The organism is Pseudodonghicola sp., assembly GCF_048268305.1.
GTDB lineage: Bacteria > Pseudomonadota > Alphaproteobacteria > Rhodobacterales > Rhodobacteraceae > Pseudodonghicola.
The window spans coordinates 251,717-266,684 of record NZ_JBLWVT010000007.1 but is presented as its reverse complement, the minus strand read 5'-3'; the positions used below and the strand labels follow the sequence as shown (position 1 = coordinate 266,684).

At 63.6% G+C, this 14,968-nt stretch carries 17 protein-coding genes; 8 read left to right on the top strand and 9 right to left on the bottom strand.

The features are described 5' to 3' along the window. Positions 1–49 precede the first annotated feature (49 nt). From ACN0V4_RS14975 to thyX, 3 genes are all read right to left on the bottom strand, one after another. The gene (locus ACN0V4_RS14975; protein WP_417677481.1) at positions 50–2,407 is read right to left on the bottom strand and encodes an ATP-dependent helicase; all 2,358 of its coding nucleotides are present in this window, start codon (positions 2,405–2,407) and stop codon (positions 50–52) included. A 218-nt stretch (positions 2,408–2,625) separates the two neighbouring features. Continuing rightward, positions 2,626–3,432 (bottom strand): DUF3800 domain-containing protein, encoded by an 807-nt coding sequence (locus ACN0V4_RS14970; RefSeq protein ID WP_417677479.1) that lies wholly within the window; start codon positions 3,430–3,432, stop codon positions 2,626–2,628. A gap of 15 nt (positions 3,433–3,447) precedes the next feature. Next, entirely contained in the window at positions 3,448–4,353 is a 906-nt protein-coding gene (gene thyX, locus ACN0V4_RS14965; protein ID WP_417677477.1) for an FAD-dependent thymidylate synthase, read from the bottom strand. Between the two features lie 200 nt (positions 4,354–4,553). Between thyX and ACN0V4_RS14960 the strand changes: the two genes are divergently transcribed. The 4 genes from ACN0V4_RS14960 (at position 4,554) to ACN0V4_RS14945 (ending at position 8,190) form a co-directional block, all read left to right on the top strand. Next, positions 4,554–5,546: a hypothetical protein gene (locus ACN0V4_RS14960; RefSeq protein WP_417677475.1), complete on the top strand. Its 993-nt coding sequence runs from the start codon at positions 4,554–4,556 to the stop codon at positions 5,544–5,546. A 7-nt stretch (positions 5,547–5,553) separates the two neighbouring features. Next, a complete protein-coding gene (locus tag ACN0V4_RS14955; RefSeq protein WP_417677473.1) occupies positions 5,554–6,969 on the top strand; it encodes a hypothetical protein in 1,416 nt (471 codons plus the stop codon). 74 nt (positions 6,970–7,043) lie between these two features. Continuing rightward, positions 7,044–7,472, top strand: coding sequence for a VOC family protein (locus tag ACN0V4_RS14950; protein ID WP_417677471.1), 429 nt, complete (start codon positions 7,044–7,046; stop codon positions 7,470–7,472). Between the two features lies 1 nt (position 7,473). Beyond that, positions 7,474–8,190, top strand: coding sequence for a DUF1194 domain-containing protein (locus ACN0V4_RS14945; protein ID WP_417677605.1), 717 nt, complete (start codon positions 7,474–7,476; stop codon positions 8,188–8,190). 9 nt (positions 8,191–8,199) lie between these two features. Here the strand turns inward: ACN0V4_RS14945 and ACN0V4_RS14940 are convergent, their stop codons facing one another. The 3 genes from ACN0V4_RS14940 to ACN0V4_RS14930 form a co-directional block, all read right to left on the bottom strand. After that, on the bottom strand, positions 8,200–8,697 hold the full coding sequence (locus ACN0V4_RS14940) for a MarR family winged helix-turn-helix transcriptional regulator (protein WP_417677469.1): 498 nt from the start codon (positions 8,695–8,697) through the stop codon (positions 8,200–8,202). Between the two features lie 103 nt (positions 8,698–8,800). Beyond that, the gene (locus ACN0V4_RS14935) at positions 8,801–9,058 is read right to left on the bottom strand and encodes a succinate dehydrogenase assembly factor 2 (protein ID WP_417677467.1); all 258 of its coding nucleotides are present in this window, start codon (positions 9,056–9,058) and stop codon (positions 8,801–8,803) included. Beyond that, positions 9,055–9,456, bottom strand: a complete 402-nt coding sequence (locus tag ACN0V4_RS14930; protein ID WP_417677465.1) for a helix-turn-helix domain-containing protein — start codon at positions 9,454–9,456, stop codon at positions 9,055–9,057. Before ACN0V4_RS14930 ends, ACN0V4_RS14935 begins: the two co-directional genes overlap by 4 nt. A gap of 152 nt (positions 9,457–9,608) precedes the next feature. Here ACN0V4_RS14930 and ACN0V4_RS14925 point away from each other — a divergent pair, with 152 nt between their 5' ends. Then, entirely contained in the window at positions 9,609–10,811 is a 1,203-nt protein-coding gene (locus tag ACN0V4_RS14925) for a pyridoxal phosphate-dependent aminotransferase (RefSeq protein WP_417677463.1), read from the top strand. Positions 10,812–10,877: 66 nt separating this feature from the next. Next, positions 10,878–11,288, top strand: coding sequence for a hypothetical protein (locus ACN0V4_RS14920; protein ID WP_417677461.1), 411 nt, complete (start codon positions 10,878–10,880; stop codon positions 11,286–11,288). 135 nt (positions 11,289–11,423) lie between these two features. On the opposite strand, the gene ACN0V4_RS14915 is transcribed toward ACN0V4_RS14920, so the two are convergent. Beyond that, a complete protein-coding gene (locus tag ACN0V4_RS14915) occupies positions 11,424–11,663 on the bottom strand; it encodes an Lrp/AsnC ligand binding domain-containing protein (protein WP_417677459.1) in 240 nt (79 codons plus the stop codon). 52 nt (positions 11,664–11,715) lie between these two features. Continuing rightward, positions 11,716–12,930, bottom strand: a complete 1,215-nt coding sequence (locus ACN0V4_RS14910; RefSeq protein WP_417677609.1) for a hypothetical protein — start codon at positions 12,928–12,930, stop codon at positions 11,716–11,718. A gap of 114 nt (positions 12,931–13,044) precedes the next feature. Between ACN0V4_RS14910 and hisB the strand changes: the two genes are divergently transcribed. Then, positions 13,045–13,632: an imidazoleglycerol-phosphate dehydratase HisB gene (gene hisB / locus ACN0V4_RS14905; RefSeq protein WP_417677457.1), complete on the top strand. Its 588-nt coding sequence runs from the start codon at positions 13,045–13,047 to the stop codon at positions 13,630–13,632. Between the two features lie 139 nt (positions 13,633–13,771). Then, positions 13,772–14,410, top strand: a complete 639-nt coding sequence (hisH, locus tag ACN0V4_RS14900) for an imidazole glycerol phosphate synthase subunit HisH (RefSeq protein WP_417677455.1) — start codon at positions 13,772–13,774, stop codon at positions 14,408–14,410. Between the two features lie 17 nt (positions 14,411–14,427). Here the strand turns inward: hisH and ACN0V4_RS14895 are convergent, their stop codons facing one another. After that, positions 14,428–14,832, bottom strand: a complete 405-nt coding sequence (locus ACN0V4_RS14895; RefSeq protein WP_417677453.1) for a DUF2147 domain-containing protein — start codon at positions 14,830–14,832, stop codon at positions 14,428–14,430. Positions 14,833–14,968 lie beyond the last annotated feature (136 nt).

Here is a 14,968-nt window from a genome sequence, read left to right as displayed (position 1 = left end):
TTCACCACCCGATGCATTGGCAAACCGCCCCTGCGTCGCTTTTGCACGGTCAGAACGGCACATCGTCGCTGGCGGTGACGAAACGGCCGACGACCTTCTTCGGCCCGGCCTTTTCGAAATCGACGTCAAGCTTGTCGCCCTCGATCCCGGTGACGGTGCCATAGCCGAATTTCTGGTGAAACACCCGCTCTCCCACGGTGAAGCTGGAGACGGCCGTGGCGTCGATCACCGTATTGCGGGTTTCGCGCGGCTGCGACATGCTGCGTTCGCCGGCGCGCGCCTGCATCCGTTTCCAGCCGGGCGAGTTATAGACATTCGCTTCGGACACCCGGGATTCGATGCTGCCCCGCACCGGAGCGGCCGGGGCCGCCGCGGCGCCATACCCGCCGCCATAAAGACCGGGAGGCGTCAGGATATCGACATGCTCGCCGGGCAGTTCGTCAATGAAGCGCGACGGCAGCGCCGATTGCCATTGGCCGAAGACCCGCCGGTTGGCCGCGAAGGAAATGGTGCAAAGCTCCTCCGCCCGGGTGATGCCGACATAGGCCAGGCGGCGTTCCTCTTCCAACCCCTTGAGACCGCTTTCGTCCATGCTGCGTTGCGAGGGGAACAGGCCGTCCTCCCACCCCGGCAGGAAGACGGCGGGAAACTCCAGCCCCTTGGCCGCGTGCAGGGTCATGATCGACACCTTCTGGTCGGCATCGGCCTGTTCGTTGTCCATGATCAGGCTGACGTGCTCCAGGAACCCTTGCAGGTTCTCGAAATTTTCCAGCGCCTTGACCAGTTCCTTGAGGTTTTCCAGCCGCCCCGGCGCCTCCGGCGTCTTGTCGTTCTGCCACATGCCGGTATAGCCGCTTTCATCCAGCACGATTTCGGCCAGTTCCATGTGGGACAGATCGGGGTCGCCCGCCATCCGGCCCCAGCGCCGCAGATCATCGACCAGGGTGCGCAGCGCCGTGCCGCCCTTGCCCTTGATCAGCCCCTCGTCCAGCGCGATCCGGGCGCCCTCGACCAAGTTGACGCCATTGGCCCGCGCCGTGGTCTGGATCAGCTGCTGCGCCTTGTCGCCCAGGCCCCGTTTCGGCGTGTTGACGATGCGTTCAAAGGCCAGATCGTCATCCGGGCTGACCACCAGCCGGAAATAGGCCATGGCGTCGCGGATTTCGAGCCGTTCATAGAAGCGCGGGCCGCCGATCACCCGATAGGGCAGACCGATGGTCAGAAACCGATCCTCAAACGCGCGCATCTGGTGCGAGGCGCGGACGAGGATGGCGATCTCGTCCAGACCGAAGGCGCGCAGCCCCCGGGTGCCACGCTGCATCGCCTCGATCTCCTCGCCGATCCAGCGCGCTTCCTCCTCGCCGTCCCAATGGCCGATCAGCCTGACCTTTTCGCCATGCTCCGCCTCGGTCCAAAGCTCCTTGCCCAGGCGCCCCTGATTGCCGCGGATGACGTTCGAGGCCGCCGCCAGAATATGCGGGGTCGAGCGGTAATTCTGTTCCAGCCGCACCACATGGGCGCCGGGAAAATCCTTTTCGAACCGCAGGATATTGCCCACCTCGGCACCGCGCCAGCCATAGATCGACTGATCATCATCGCCGACGCAGCAGATGTTCTTGTGCCCCCCGGCCAACAGCCGCAGCCAGAGGTATTGGGCCACGTTGGTATCCTGATATTCGTCGACCAGGATATAGCGGAACCAGCGTTGATATTGCGCCAGAACGTCCGGGTGGGCCTGGAAGATCACCACCATATGCAACAAGAGATCGCCGAAATCGACGGCGTTCAGTTGGCGCAGACGCTCCTGATACTGGGCGTAAAGCTCGACGCCCCGGTGGTTATAGGCGCCGGCGTCGGCGGTGGGGATCTTGTCGGGCGTCAGCGCGCGGTTCTTCCAGCCGTCGATCACCCCGGCCAATTGCCGGGCGGGCCAGCGCTTGTCGTCGATGCCGGCGACCTGAACCAGTTGTTTCAGCAGGCGAATCTGATCGTCGGTGTCGAGGATGGTGAAGCTCGATTTCAGCCCCACCAGTTCGGCATGGCGGCGCAGCAGCTTGACGCAGATCGAATGGAAGGTGCCGAGCCAGGGCATGCCCTCGATCGCCTGGCCCAGCAGGCGGCCGACCCGCTCCTTCATCTCGCGGGCGGCCTTGTTGGTGAAGGTGACCGAGAGGATTTCGTTCGGCCGGGCGCGGCCGGTGTTCAGCAGATGGACGATGCGAGAGGTCAAGGCCTTGGTCTTGCCGGTGCCGGCGCCGGCCAGCATCAGCACGGGGCCGTCGAGACATTCGACCGCCTCCCGCTGGGCGGGGTTCAGATCGTCAAGGTAAGGCGCCGGCCGCGCCGCCATGGCCCGGGCCGACAGGGCGGCGCCCTCGAAGGCATCAAGATCGTCGTAACTGCTCATGCGGGGAACTTAGCGCGGATCGCGGCGCAGTTAAAGATCCGTTCGCGGTCTGTTCCCGGGTGTTTTTCAGGAGGAATGCGCCTGCCCCACCCTCACCATTCAAGCCCACGCGCCCGACCCGAGGGTGGGTGCGGAACGCGCCCGCGTCGTGCCGAAGGCACGCCTACGGCGTGACGGGGCGGGTCGGGCGCGTGCGCGCCTGCGGCGCGCTAAGTCTCTTATGGTTGTTGCTTTGGAAGCTGCGCCCGAGAGTTTTTGAACAATGCTTGAATATCGTCGTCCAACTCAAGACTCGTCAGATCATGTATGCATTTCAACCCGACACCAAGTATTCGCCCCCTATCGTCACCAGCGAAGCGCTTCGAAATTTCCGAAAAGTACCTTGGCTCAGGAATAAAATAGTTGTTCTGGGTCTTGTTGGCACAAAGGTAGACCGCATGGGAAACAAAATCCGCGAACTCCAAACAGTCGTCTTCACCTTTCTTCACAGCAACAATTGAAAAAGGGTTGAGCAACTTGAGAGATCGGGACTGAGGGTATATGGGCTTGTCCCTCACCGTCATCAGATACCTTAGCATAGTATCATAGTTGTGATTTCGTTCTTCGAGAACAACGCGAACATCGTTCTCGGTGACGTTAAACCTAGCCAGGTAAGAACACACTTTCTCCAGAAGATAGCAAAGACACTTATTGTAATATTTCTGCGGATCTGCGTCGATAAAGTCCTTGTATCCCCCGAGCGTAACCTTGTTAGAAATGACGGCAAAATAACGAACATGCAGCTTAGACATTTCCCGCGCAAGAAGAACTTTGGACGCATGATCCAATTCAGTAGCATGCTTCCATTTCTTCTTTGAGATGGTCTTCCTGACTTCTCCCAATACCTCTTTGGCTCGAATTTTGGCAGCGTCCTGCGCCACCATCGCACCCAGCACAAAATACCTTGATGCACCTGGCTTCAAACCATCGCGCACTTTTACAATGCCGGCTTCGCCGCTTTCATCGACATATACTGTAAAAGACATCCAACTCCGGGCACCTCACCCCACCACTTGCATGAACTCCCGCCACTCCCCCTTGGACATGCCGGAGTTTTCTTGACTCACCTCTTCACCCTTCACCATCCGGCGAATGCAATCAAGGGCTGTGGCGCTCAGCGTCGCTCCCCCCATGCGGTAATCCTCGAAGGCCTTATAGGCAAAGGGCACCCAATCGGCGACCAGCTTGCAGATCTCCTCGGCATAAACCCGGATTTCGTATTGGGCGTGGGCGTCGGCGCGCAGGCGCAGGAAATGGAACAGGTTGTGCAGATCGACCTTCCAATACCATTGGGTATAGATATTGGCGGGCAGGTTCATCCGCGCCAGTTCGCGGGCCAGGCCCTGCTGGCCATCCTGGGAAATCATCGCCTCGTAATTGTCATAGGCCCGCGCGCTGTCGGCCTTGAGGATTTCGAGGACGCGCGCGGCCTCCGCCCCTTCCAGCAATTCGCCGCGGCCCTGGTTGTTCACCGTCGATTGCGCCGCCACATGTTCCGGCGCGGGGATATAGAATTCGCGATCCAGGATCGAATAGCGCGCCGAATATTCGTTGACGTTGGCGGTGCGGTGGCGAATCCACTGCCGCGCCACGAAGACCGGCAGTTTGACGTGCAGCTTGATCTCGCACATCTCGAAGGGGGTCGAATGCCAATGCCGCATCAGATAGCGGATCAGCCCCTCGTCGTTCGACACCGATTTGGTGCCCTTGCCATAGGAGACCCGCGCCGCCTGGCAGATCGCCGCATCGTCGCCCATATAGTCGATGACCCGCACGAATCCGTGGTCCAGCACCGGATAGGCGGTATAGAGATGCCCCTCCATCCCCGGCGCGGTGCTGCGCAGCGTGGACTGCGGCCGGGCGCGCAGATCGTCAATCTCGGCCTGATGCTCGGGCGACAGCGACATGGGGGGCTCCTTTTCTCTCTGAGTCGGCGTCCACTATATCTTGGCCGGAAGCGCCGGTAAAACCGCAAGATCGGGTATGGCATTTCCGCATCCTCGCTGCGAAAGCCTGAAGGATCACGGATTCGAGATTGACTTTTCGCCGATTTCACAGATGCTTGGCGGCAAAACTTGTTCCGGATCAGAGAACAGAGGCAGGCAGTATGAACAGGTTCTTCGTCGCGACAGCGGCCGTTTTGGTATTGGCCGGATGCGGCGGCGGCAGCAACCCCTTTGCCGATCCCGGGACCCCGCCCGATCCTGACACCGTCACCCCCGCCAGCGCCATCAAGCGCAGCGAGCCGACCTCGACCGAGACGGCCTATATCGGCAACGGCTATGCCAGCAATATCCGCTATAACGCCAAGAAGGATACCTTCACCGTCGACAACCTCGCCTTCGACGGCGACAATGAATATTCGCGCGGCACCAAGGTCAGATCGCTCAGCGGCTATAACGTCTATGAGGCGGATCAGCAGTTCACCGATCCGCAGAACGGCAAGCCGGTCAACCAGTTCACCCATCGCGCGATCTATGGCGTCAGCAAGGGCGGCACCGGGCGCACCGAATTCGCCATCGTGCGCACCGGCGCCTATGCCGATTACGGCTTCGGCGGCTTCGTCTATCAGCGCAACGAAGGCGTGACCCTGCCCAATTCCGGCCAGGCGATCTATAATGGGGTGATGGCGGGGCTGCGCGACTTCAACGGCGCGGGCGGGCTGGAATATTCCAGCGCCGATATCGAGATCGCCATCGACTTCAACGATTTCAACGCCTCGACCGGCGGGCGCGGCGATGCGGTCAGCGGCACCATCAGCAACCGCAAGATCTATGACATCAACGGCAAGGACATCACCAGCACGGTGCTGAGGCGGATCGAAACCGCCGAGGGCATCAGCCTGCGCAGCTATCCGGTGGCGACCTTCACCGTCGGCCCCGGCGTGATGGACAAGAATGGCGAAATGCTGGGCCAGGTGCAGAGCTTCTATACCGACAGCAGCGGCACGCTTCGCCCCTTCGAGCAGGGCAAATATTACGCCATCGTCTCGGGGGACAAGGCCGATCAGATCGTCGGCGTCGTGGTGCTGGAGAATTCGGTCGATCCGGTGGCGGATACGGTGCGCGACACCAGCGGCTTCATCGTCTATCGCGACTGAGCCGGCGATGCTCCGCCCGCGCCCCCTGCCCCGTCTTCGCCCCTTGGCCTGCGCGCTGGCCGTGCTGGCGGGGCTGATGACAGGACCGCTCGCGGCGGTTCCGACGCAGGGCATCGAACTCAGCGCCGATCAGATGCGGGCGGCGGCCTGGATGGCGCTGCGCGGCGGCGATCCGAACCAGGCGCTGCAATTTTCCCAGGCGCTGATCCGTCGCAACCCCCAGGACCGCGCCGCGCTGCTGATCCATTCCCGCGCCGCCCGCGATCAGGGGCAATACGATCAAGCCAAGCAATCGGCGCGGCTGGCCTGGCGGCTTTCGACGGATGACGGGGCGAAATACGCAAGCTCTCTGGTCATGGCGCAGGCCTTGTCGTCGAACGGCCAGCGCACCCAGGCGCAATGGTGGCTGCGCCGCGCCATCCAATACGCCCCGAACGAGGCGCTGAGCCGCAAGGCGGTCGAGGATTTCCGCTATGTCCGGCTGCGCAACCCCTGGGCGGCGCAGCTGTCGTTTTCGGTGACGCCGGATTCGAACATCAACAACGGCTCCTCGGCGCGCTATTCCTTCCTGAACTACCAGCTGTCCGAGATATTCTTCGGCGGGCCGGCAGAATACCAGCTTGGCGGCTCCTCCCGCGCGCTGTCGGGGGTGGAATACGCGCTGGGGCTCAACACCCGCTATCGCCTTGCCGAAACCGAAACCCAGGCCCACGACATCATCTTCACCGCCGATCTGCACCATTACACCCTGTCGAACGAAGCCAAATCCATCGCCCCCGGTGCCAAGGGCAGCGATTTCGACTATGCCAGCTATTCGCTGGGCTACAGCTTTCGCGGGCTGAACTGGGGCGGGCGCGGCGAATACCGGCTGTCCGGCGATCTGGGACAGGTCTGGTACGGCGGCGAGGAATATCTGCGCTTCTACCGGCTGGGCAGCGGACAGTCCTATCGTCTCAGATCGGGCGACAAGATCGACCTGCGGCTCGCCGGCGAACATCAGGACGGGATCGCCACCAGCGACAGCGACATCCTGCGGCTGGATGTCTCCCATACCACCCGGGTGCTGAACGGCGCCACACTCTGGACCAATGCGACGCTGGCGCGGGCGACCTCCTCCTATGCCGCCGACGAATTCGACGAGTTCGGGCTCAGGGCGGCGCTGACGCTGGCAAAACCCCTGGCCGGCGCCACGGTGCAGCTTGGCCTCTGGGCGCGCAACCGGTCCTATGACTTCTCGCCCCACAGTCCGGACGGGCGCAGCGACGATCGGGTACAGGCGGATTTCACCATGATCTTCCGCCAGATCGACTATTACGGGTTCAACCCGACCATGCAGATCAGCGCCTCGCGCACCTATAGCAACATTTCGCTCTATGATGCTGATCGGCTGGGCGTGAATTTCGGCATTCAGTCCGCCTTCTGAACCGCCACGCTCGACATGGGGGCGCAAGGCGTTAAGCTCGGGGCAAAGCTGCAACCAAGGAACGGAGCTGCCTGATGGCGCTGAAATACCTGCACACGATGGTGCGCGTGAAGGATCTGGAAAAATCCATGGCCTTCTATGAACTTCTCGGGTTGAAGAAGACCCGCCAGATCGACAGCGAGGGCGGACGGTTTTCCCTGGTCTTCATGGCCCCTCCCGGCCAGGAGGACTGCCCGATCGAACTGACCTATAACTGGGATGGCGACGAGGGCCTGCCCAGCGACAGCCGGCATTTCGGCCATCTCGCCTATGGGGTCGACGATATCTATGCCACCTGCCAGACGCTGATGGATGCGGGCATCACCATCAACCGGCCGCCGCGCGACGGGCACATGGCCTTTGTCCGCTCGCCCGACAATATCTCGATCGAACTGCTGCAGAACGGTGGCGCGCTGGAGCCTGCCGAACCCTGGGCCAGCATGGAGAACACCGGCCATTGGTAAGCTGAGCGCCAGCCTCCTGGCCGGCGTCCTGGCGCTGGCCGCCGGCGGTGCCGATGCCGCCCCTTGCCGGCAGGCGCTGGTGCTGGCCATGGATGTCTCAAGCTCGGTCGACCCGCGCGAGGATGCGCTGCAACGCCAGGGGCTGACGGCGGCGCTGCTCGCTCCCGAGGTGGCGGCCGCCGTCTTCGCCGCGCCCGCCCCCGTCGCCATCGCCGCCTATGAATGGAGCGGACGCGACAAGCAGAGGCTGCTGTCCGACTGGCGCCTGATCGAAACCCAGGATGATCTGCTGGCCCTGGCAGAGATCATCCGCCAGTCACGGCGCAGCGAAACCGAATTCCCCACCGCGATGGGATATGCCCTGGGCTATGGCGCCGGCCTGCTCGCCCGGGCACCTGACTGCCTGATGCGAACCCTCGACATGGCGGGCGACGGCATCAACAACGAGGGCTTCGGCCCCGCCGAGGCCTATGCCGCCTTTCCCTTCGATGAGGTGGTGGTCAACGGGCTGGTGGTCGCGCCGCTCGACGGGCCGGATCAGGCCGATGTCGAAGGGTTCTATCGCGACCAGGTGCTGCACGGCCCTGGCGCCTTTCTCGAAATCGCCCGCGGATTCGAGGATTACGAAGGCGCCATGCGGCGCAAGCTGTTGCGCGAATTGCGCCCGCGCGCGATCAGCCTGTTGCGGGCGCCCACGCAGCCGGGGCACCCGGGCTGAACCCTGATGTCAGTAGATATAGCGGATCTGGTCCGACCAATAGCGTTCCATCCGCTTCAGCGTGCCGGTGATATCCTCGATCCCGGCGGCGGTGATCACGCCCTTTTCCTCCAGCCCTTCGGCATGGCGCAGGAAGAGATCACCGACCACATCGCGAATCTGCCGCCCCTGCTGGGTCAGCCGAACCCGCACCGAACGGCGGTCGATCTCGCAGCGCTGGTGGTGCATATACCCCATCTCGACCAGCTTCTTCAGGTTATAGCTGACATTGCTGCCCTGATAGTAGCCGCGGCTCTTCAATTCGCCGGCAGTCACCTCGTTATCGCCGATATTGAACAGCAAAAGCCCCTGCACGGCATTGATTTCGAGGATCCCGACGCGTTCGAACTCATCCTTGATGACGTCCAGAAGCAGCCGGTGCAGCCGCTCGACCAGAGCCAACGATTCCAGGTACCCCGTCATGAAGCCCTTGCGCGAGGCAAGGCTCACCTTCATTTCCATACTCATCTGTCTCTCCACATCTAACTGCTTGGAGACAAGGGTGAGGGGAAATCCCGAAAATTCGGTTAAATCTCACACGACCCGAGACCGCCACTGGCGGAAACCGGCCTTACCCTTGAAAAGTCATGGAAATTTCATGGATCAAACCGGCCAGCGCCGCCGGCGGCTGAACCTGACCAGTGACCCATTGGTACAGATCCTGGTCGTTTTCATCGAGCAGCGCCTCATAGAGATCGAGCTCTGCCGGCGTCATCGCCTCCAGCCGCCCCGCCGCATAGGCCTGAAGAATCAGGTCCATCTCCTTGATGCCGCGCCGCATCGACCGCATCTTCAGCCGCTTGATGCGGATTTCTCTCGTCTCGCTCATGTCCGTTCCCGTTCCATCAAGGCACGCAGCTTTTTCTCCAGCCGCGCCGCCCGCTCGGCCATGGCGCGCATTTCGGTCTGCAGCGCGCGCATTTCGGCCACCAAAGGTCTCAGATCACGGCCGTCCTCGGCCAATTCATCCGCCGGCGCCGTCATGCCATCGCCTTCGCCCGTCAGCAACCACATGATCGACACATTCAACAGCCCGGCCATCATCGACAGCTTGTTGGCACGCGGCTCGGACAGATCCTCTTCCCAGGATCGGATCGTGCCGTGCCGGACCCCCAGCCGCCTTGCCAATTGCGCCTGGCTCATGCCCGCCGCCTCCCGCGCGCCGGCCACCCGGTCGCCAAAGGTCGCAGCCTCCGGTCCGAACCAGTCGTCCTCCGCCTCGCTCATATCCCTCTCCCACTGATCGCGTCCGGGTCGATCCGGCTACCCCGGCTCTGGGCGCAACCCCGCTTGCCACCCCGATCGCATCGGTGCGGGTTGATCGCCTTCCTGCCTCACCCTATGACAGACGCGCGAAACATTCAAACCGAGGCCCTCTCATGAGTTTCCTGTCCACGACCCTCTCCCGTGTCAAACCGTCGCCCACCGTGGCGGTCACTACCCTCGCGGCGGAACTCAAGGCCGCCGGCCGTGACGTGATCGGCCTGGGTGCGGGCGAACCGGACTTCGATACGCCCGACAATATCAAGGCCGCCGCCATCGCCGCGATCCAGGCCGGCAAGACGAAATACACCGCCCCCGACGGGCTGATGGAGCTGAAGCAGGCGATCTGCGCCAAGTTCGAGCGCGAGAACGGGCTGAAATACACGCCGAAACAGATCAGCGTCGGCACCGGCGGCAAGCAGATCCTCTATAACGCGCTGATGGCCACCCTGAACCCGGGCGACGAGGTGATCATCCCCGCCCCCTATTGGGTCAGCTATCCGGATATGGTGCTGCTCGCCGGCGGCACCCCGGTTGCGATCGAGACCACGCTGGAAAACGCCTTCAAGCTGACCCCGGATCAGCTCGAGGCGGCGATCACCCCCAAGACCAAATGGTTCATCTTCAACTCGCCCTCGAACCCGACCGGCGCCGCCTACAGCAAGGACGAGCTGAAGGCGCTGACCGACGTTCTGCTGAAGCACCCGCATGTCTGGATCATGTCGGACGACATGTATGAACATCTGGTCTACGACGGTTTCGAATTCGTCTCCCCGGCGCAGATCGAACCGGCGCTCTACGACCGCACGCTCACCTGCAACGGCGTCTCCAAGGCCTATGCGATGACCGGCTGGCGGATCGGCTATGCCGGCGGCCCGGAAGTGCTGATCGCGGCGATGCGCAAGATCCAGTCGCAATCGACCTCGAACCCCTGCACCATCAGCCAATGGGCGGCGGTCGAGGCGCTGAACGGCACCCAGGACTTCCTGGAGCCCAACAACGCCATCTTCAAACGCCGCCGCGACATGGTGGTGGCCGCGCTGAACGCGATCGACGGCATCACCTGCCCGATGCCCGAGGGCGCCTTCTACGTCTATCCCTCGATCGCCGGTCTGATCGGCAAGACCACGCCGGCCGGCACCAAGATCGAAAACGACGAGGCCTTCGCCAAGGCGCTGCTGGAAGAAAAGGACGTCGCGGTGGTGTTCGGCGCCGCCTTCGGCCTCAGCCCGAACTTCCGCATCAGCTATGCCACTTCGGACGAGAACCTGAAACAGGCCTGCGCCCGTATCGCCGCGTTCTGTGCCAGCCTCAGCTGATCTGACCGTTGACCGGGGGGCGGCCCGCCGTCGCCCCCCGCGCTCTGCCCGAAAGGACTGCGCGACATGACCAGCGATCTGCCCGACTATTACTTCCGCGTCCGCGAAAACGGCGCCTTCGTCTTCCGCATCGACACCACCAGCCGCGACCGGCGCATCGAGATGGAGCAGATCGCCATCGTCAACATGCGCAATGGCGAGATCCGCCCGCATGGCGACCGCCGGCTCTCGCCCGAGGATCTGGAGCGTATCCGCGCCTGGATGGAGGAACGCGCCGATTTGCTGGCGCGGCGCGAGGTCGACGACATCCTGCGCACGGTCGATCACCTGAACCTGACCGCGCAATGGGCGCAATCGCGCGCCACCGACGCCCAGATCGACGCGGTGACCGATGCGCTGCTGATGGCGATGCATGACCTGCGCAGCGTGCTGGTCCGCAAGAAGGCCGACCGGCTGATGAAGGCCGCCAGGGACTGACCGCGCCACGCGCTTTCGGCTCTTTTTCTAGCTGAAAATATCCTCGGGGGTGAATTGGCCCCGCAGGGGACAAGAGGGGGCAGACAGCCCCCTTTCTTATTGCTGCCCGCGGCGCGGAACCACCGCCCCGAGGGGTCAGAACACCTTATAGGTCATCGTGGTCATAGACCGCTCGATGCCCTCGATATCCAACAGGTTGTCATTGATGTATTTTCCCACATCCTCGCCACCGGGGATATAGAGCTTCATCAACAGATCGTATTCGCCGCTGGTCGAATAGAGCTCGGAATGAATCTCGCGCAGTGCGATCTTCTCGGCGACCCGATAGGTGGTGCCGGGTTTGCAGCGCAGCTGAATGAAGACGCAGGTGGACATGGCAGGCCTCTGAATTATTCCGCGGCCAAGCTCGCATGGCCTGCGTCCGGGTTCAATCCCCCAGCCCCGCGCGCCTCTGCCGCGCCTTCAGCCCACCGTTCAGCCGCCAGGCGCCATAGGCGATGGCGATGGCGATCAGCCCGGCCACCACCACGGTGCCCGGCGTGGTGTCGATGCGCATGAAATACTGGGTATAAAGATGCAGCGTGCCGAAGGTGATCACGGTGTTGAAGACCGCCCGCCGCGTCCGCGTCGCGGCCCAGAGCCCGGCGGCGATCAACACCAGCGTCCAGACCAGCGCGAAGGCCCCCTCCGGGATATGCGGTGCGGTCGCCTCATAGGCTTCCTGCGTCGCGCGAAAGCTCTGCTGCAACGCCTCGTCGGCCTGGTAATAGGGCGTGGCGCTCAGTTCCGACCACTTCGGCCCCCAGAGCGTGACGCCCACCACATCGCCCCAGACCGATCCCACCCAGAAGGCGGCGTTCATCCAGACGAAGGCGAGGCTGCCCAGAACCTCGGCATGGCGCCCGAGCCGCCGCCCAACCGCCGAAGCCGCCCAGAGGCAGAGCCCGGCAAGCAGCGCCATCTGCAGGATGGTGAGCGTGCTTTCATAGATCGCCATGGCGCCGATCTCCCCCTCGGCGAAGCTGCGCGCCGAGAGCGCCGCGCCCAGCGGCAGAATCGCCAGCGCCGTCACCGCCCGGATATCCAGCGCCAGGCCGCAGAGGATCAGCAGCCCCCCAGCATAGTGATAGAGCAGCCATTGCGGCACACCGGTGTCGGAGGCCAGCAGCAACCCGCCCAGATGCGCCGCCAGCCCGAGGAAACAGAGCCAGCCCGCCAGCAGCCGCAGCCGCGCAGGCCCCCAGCGCCAGAGCGCATAGGCCGCCAGCGCCACCGGCGCCCCGACGACCGCCGCGCGCAGCTCACCACCGCTGTCGCCCACCAGCCGGACCGTGCCGCCGCCCATCAGCATCACCGCCCCGATCACCGCGGTGGCATTGGCGAGAAACTGGGTATTCTCTCGCCCCCAAAGCAGCGCCAGCGCCCCGACCAGCGTCACCCCGCCACCGAGAAGCGCGAGCTGCCCCGCGTCCGAGACATAGGCGGCCATGCCGGCGATCACCGCCAGGATGCCGCAGAACAGCACGAAATTGATCGCCGAGGCGATCATCCCCTCGCGCGCCCGGCGCGCGATCTCCCTGCCCTGATCGGCGGCGATCACCCCGTCGGCCAGAAGCTCGTCAATATCGACCACGTATTTCATGGCGGCATCATGCCGTCAGCGCGCGCCGGGCGAAAGTGCAATCGCCATGCCACGCCATCTTGGCCTTGAGCGCCCATCCGCCTATAAGGGGCGCGCTATCAAAGGATTACTCCCATGCGACAGGCCCGGATCGCCCGCAAGACGGCAGAGACCGACATCACCGTCGAACTCAACCTCGACGGCAGCGGCAGCTATGACAACCAGACCGGCGTGGGCTTCTTCGACCACATGCTCGACCAGTTGTCGCGCCATTCGCTGATCGACATGACGGTGCGCGCCAAGGGCGATTATCACATCGACGATCACCACACAGTCGAGGATGTGGGCATCGCGCTGGGTCAGGCGCTGGCGCAGGCTCTGGCCGACAAGAAGGGCATCCGGCGCTATGGTGAATGCCACCTGCCGATGGACGACGCCCAGGTGCGCTGCGCGCTCGATCTCTCGGGCCGGCCCTATCTGGTCTGGAACGTCACCCTGCCGACCCCGAAGATCGGCACATTCGACACCGAGCTGGTGCGCGAGTTCTTCCAGGCGCTCAGCACCCATGGCGGCATCACCCTGCATGTGGATCAGCTCCATGGCTTCAACAGCCACCATATCGCCGAGGCCGCCTTCAAGGCGGTCGCCCGCGCCCTGCGGGTGGCGGTCGAGACCGACCCGCGCAAGGCCGATGCGATCCCCTCGACCAAAGGGGCGCTTTGATCTCGGGAAACCCGGGGTCGCACAAGAGACGTGAGGTTTGCACCCGCCCTGGGGGCGGGTCGGGTGCGAACCGGTCCGCAAGCGGACCGGACAGGACTGCCCCGAAAGAACGCCCGCAAGAACGTCGGAGATCCAAGCCATGCTGACCGCCATCATCGACTACGAAAGCGGCAACCTCCATTCCGCCGAAAAGGCCTTTCAGCGCATGGCGCATGAGGTCGGCGGCGGCACCGTGGTGGTCACCGGTGACGCCGATGTCGTCGCCCGCGCCGATCGCGTCGTGCTGCCCGGCGACGGCGCCTTTCCCGCCTGCGCCGCCGCCCTGCGCGGCCAGTCCGGCCTGTTCGACGCCATGGTCGAGGCGGTGGAACATCGCGGCCGCCCCTTCCTCGGCATCTGCGTCGGCATGCAGCTGATGGCGACCTGGGGCCGCGAATACGAGGATACCAAGGGGCTCGACTGGATCGGCGGCGAGGTGGTCAAGATCACCCCCTCAGACCCCAGGCTCAAAGTGCCGCACATGGGTTGGAACGATCTGGTGATCGACAATCCCCACCCGGTGCTCGAAGGGATCAAGACCGGCGATCACGCCTATTTCGTCCACTCCTACCACTTCCGCGTGACCGATCCGGCCGATCGTCTGGCGCATGTGGATTACGGCGGTGACGTCACCGCCATCATCGGTCGAGGCACCATGCTGGGGATGCAGTTCCACCCGGAGAAAAGCCAGAAGACCGGCCTGACCCTGATCGGCAACTTCCTGCGCTGGAAACCCTGAACGCGCGCGCCACGCGCTCAGTTCACCCGCCGCCAGATCTGCGACTGGCAGACCGGGCCGAGACAGCCGCGCACCACCATGCGGTTGCCCTGCACCTGCATGGTGCCCTGATAGCTGCGCTTGTGCGCCGGCACGAAGGCACGCCCCGCCCAGGTGTCGCCGCCCACCGGCTTCATGTCCCAGAACACCTGAACGCCCAGATTGGGCGTCTCGACCTCACGGCCCTCGCTATCATAGGTGCGCGCGATCACCCCACAGGTGGCCTCGCCACAGGGGTGCGCCTCGATATGGGCGGAGATCCCCTTGTTGTCGGGCGGCGTGGCCCAGGTGCCCAGCGGCGTTTCCGCCAGGGCGGTCAGGGGAATGAAAGCTGCCGCAGCCAGGACGGCAGAAAAACGGAACAGGGGCGAGCGAACAGGCACCGGTATCACTCCAGATCAAGCGACAAAGGCGCAGTCCCCGGGGCGACTCACATATGCCGGGGCACAGGCGACGGCGCAAAATACACCCGTCCCGCAACGCCCCGCAATTGCCGGAACGCGCTCTGATCACACTCCG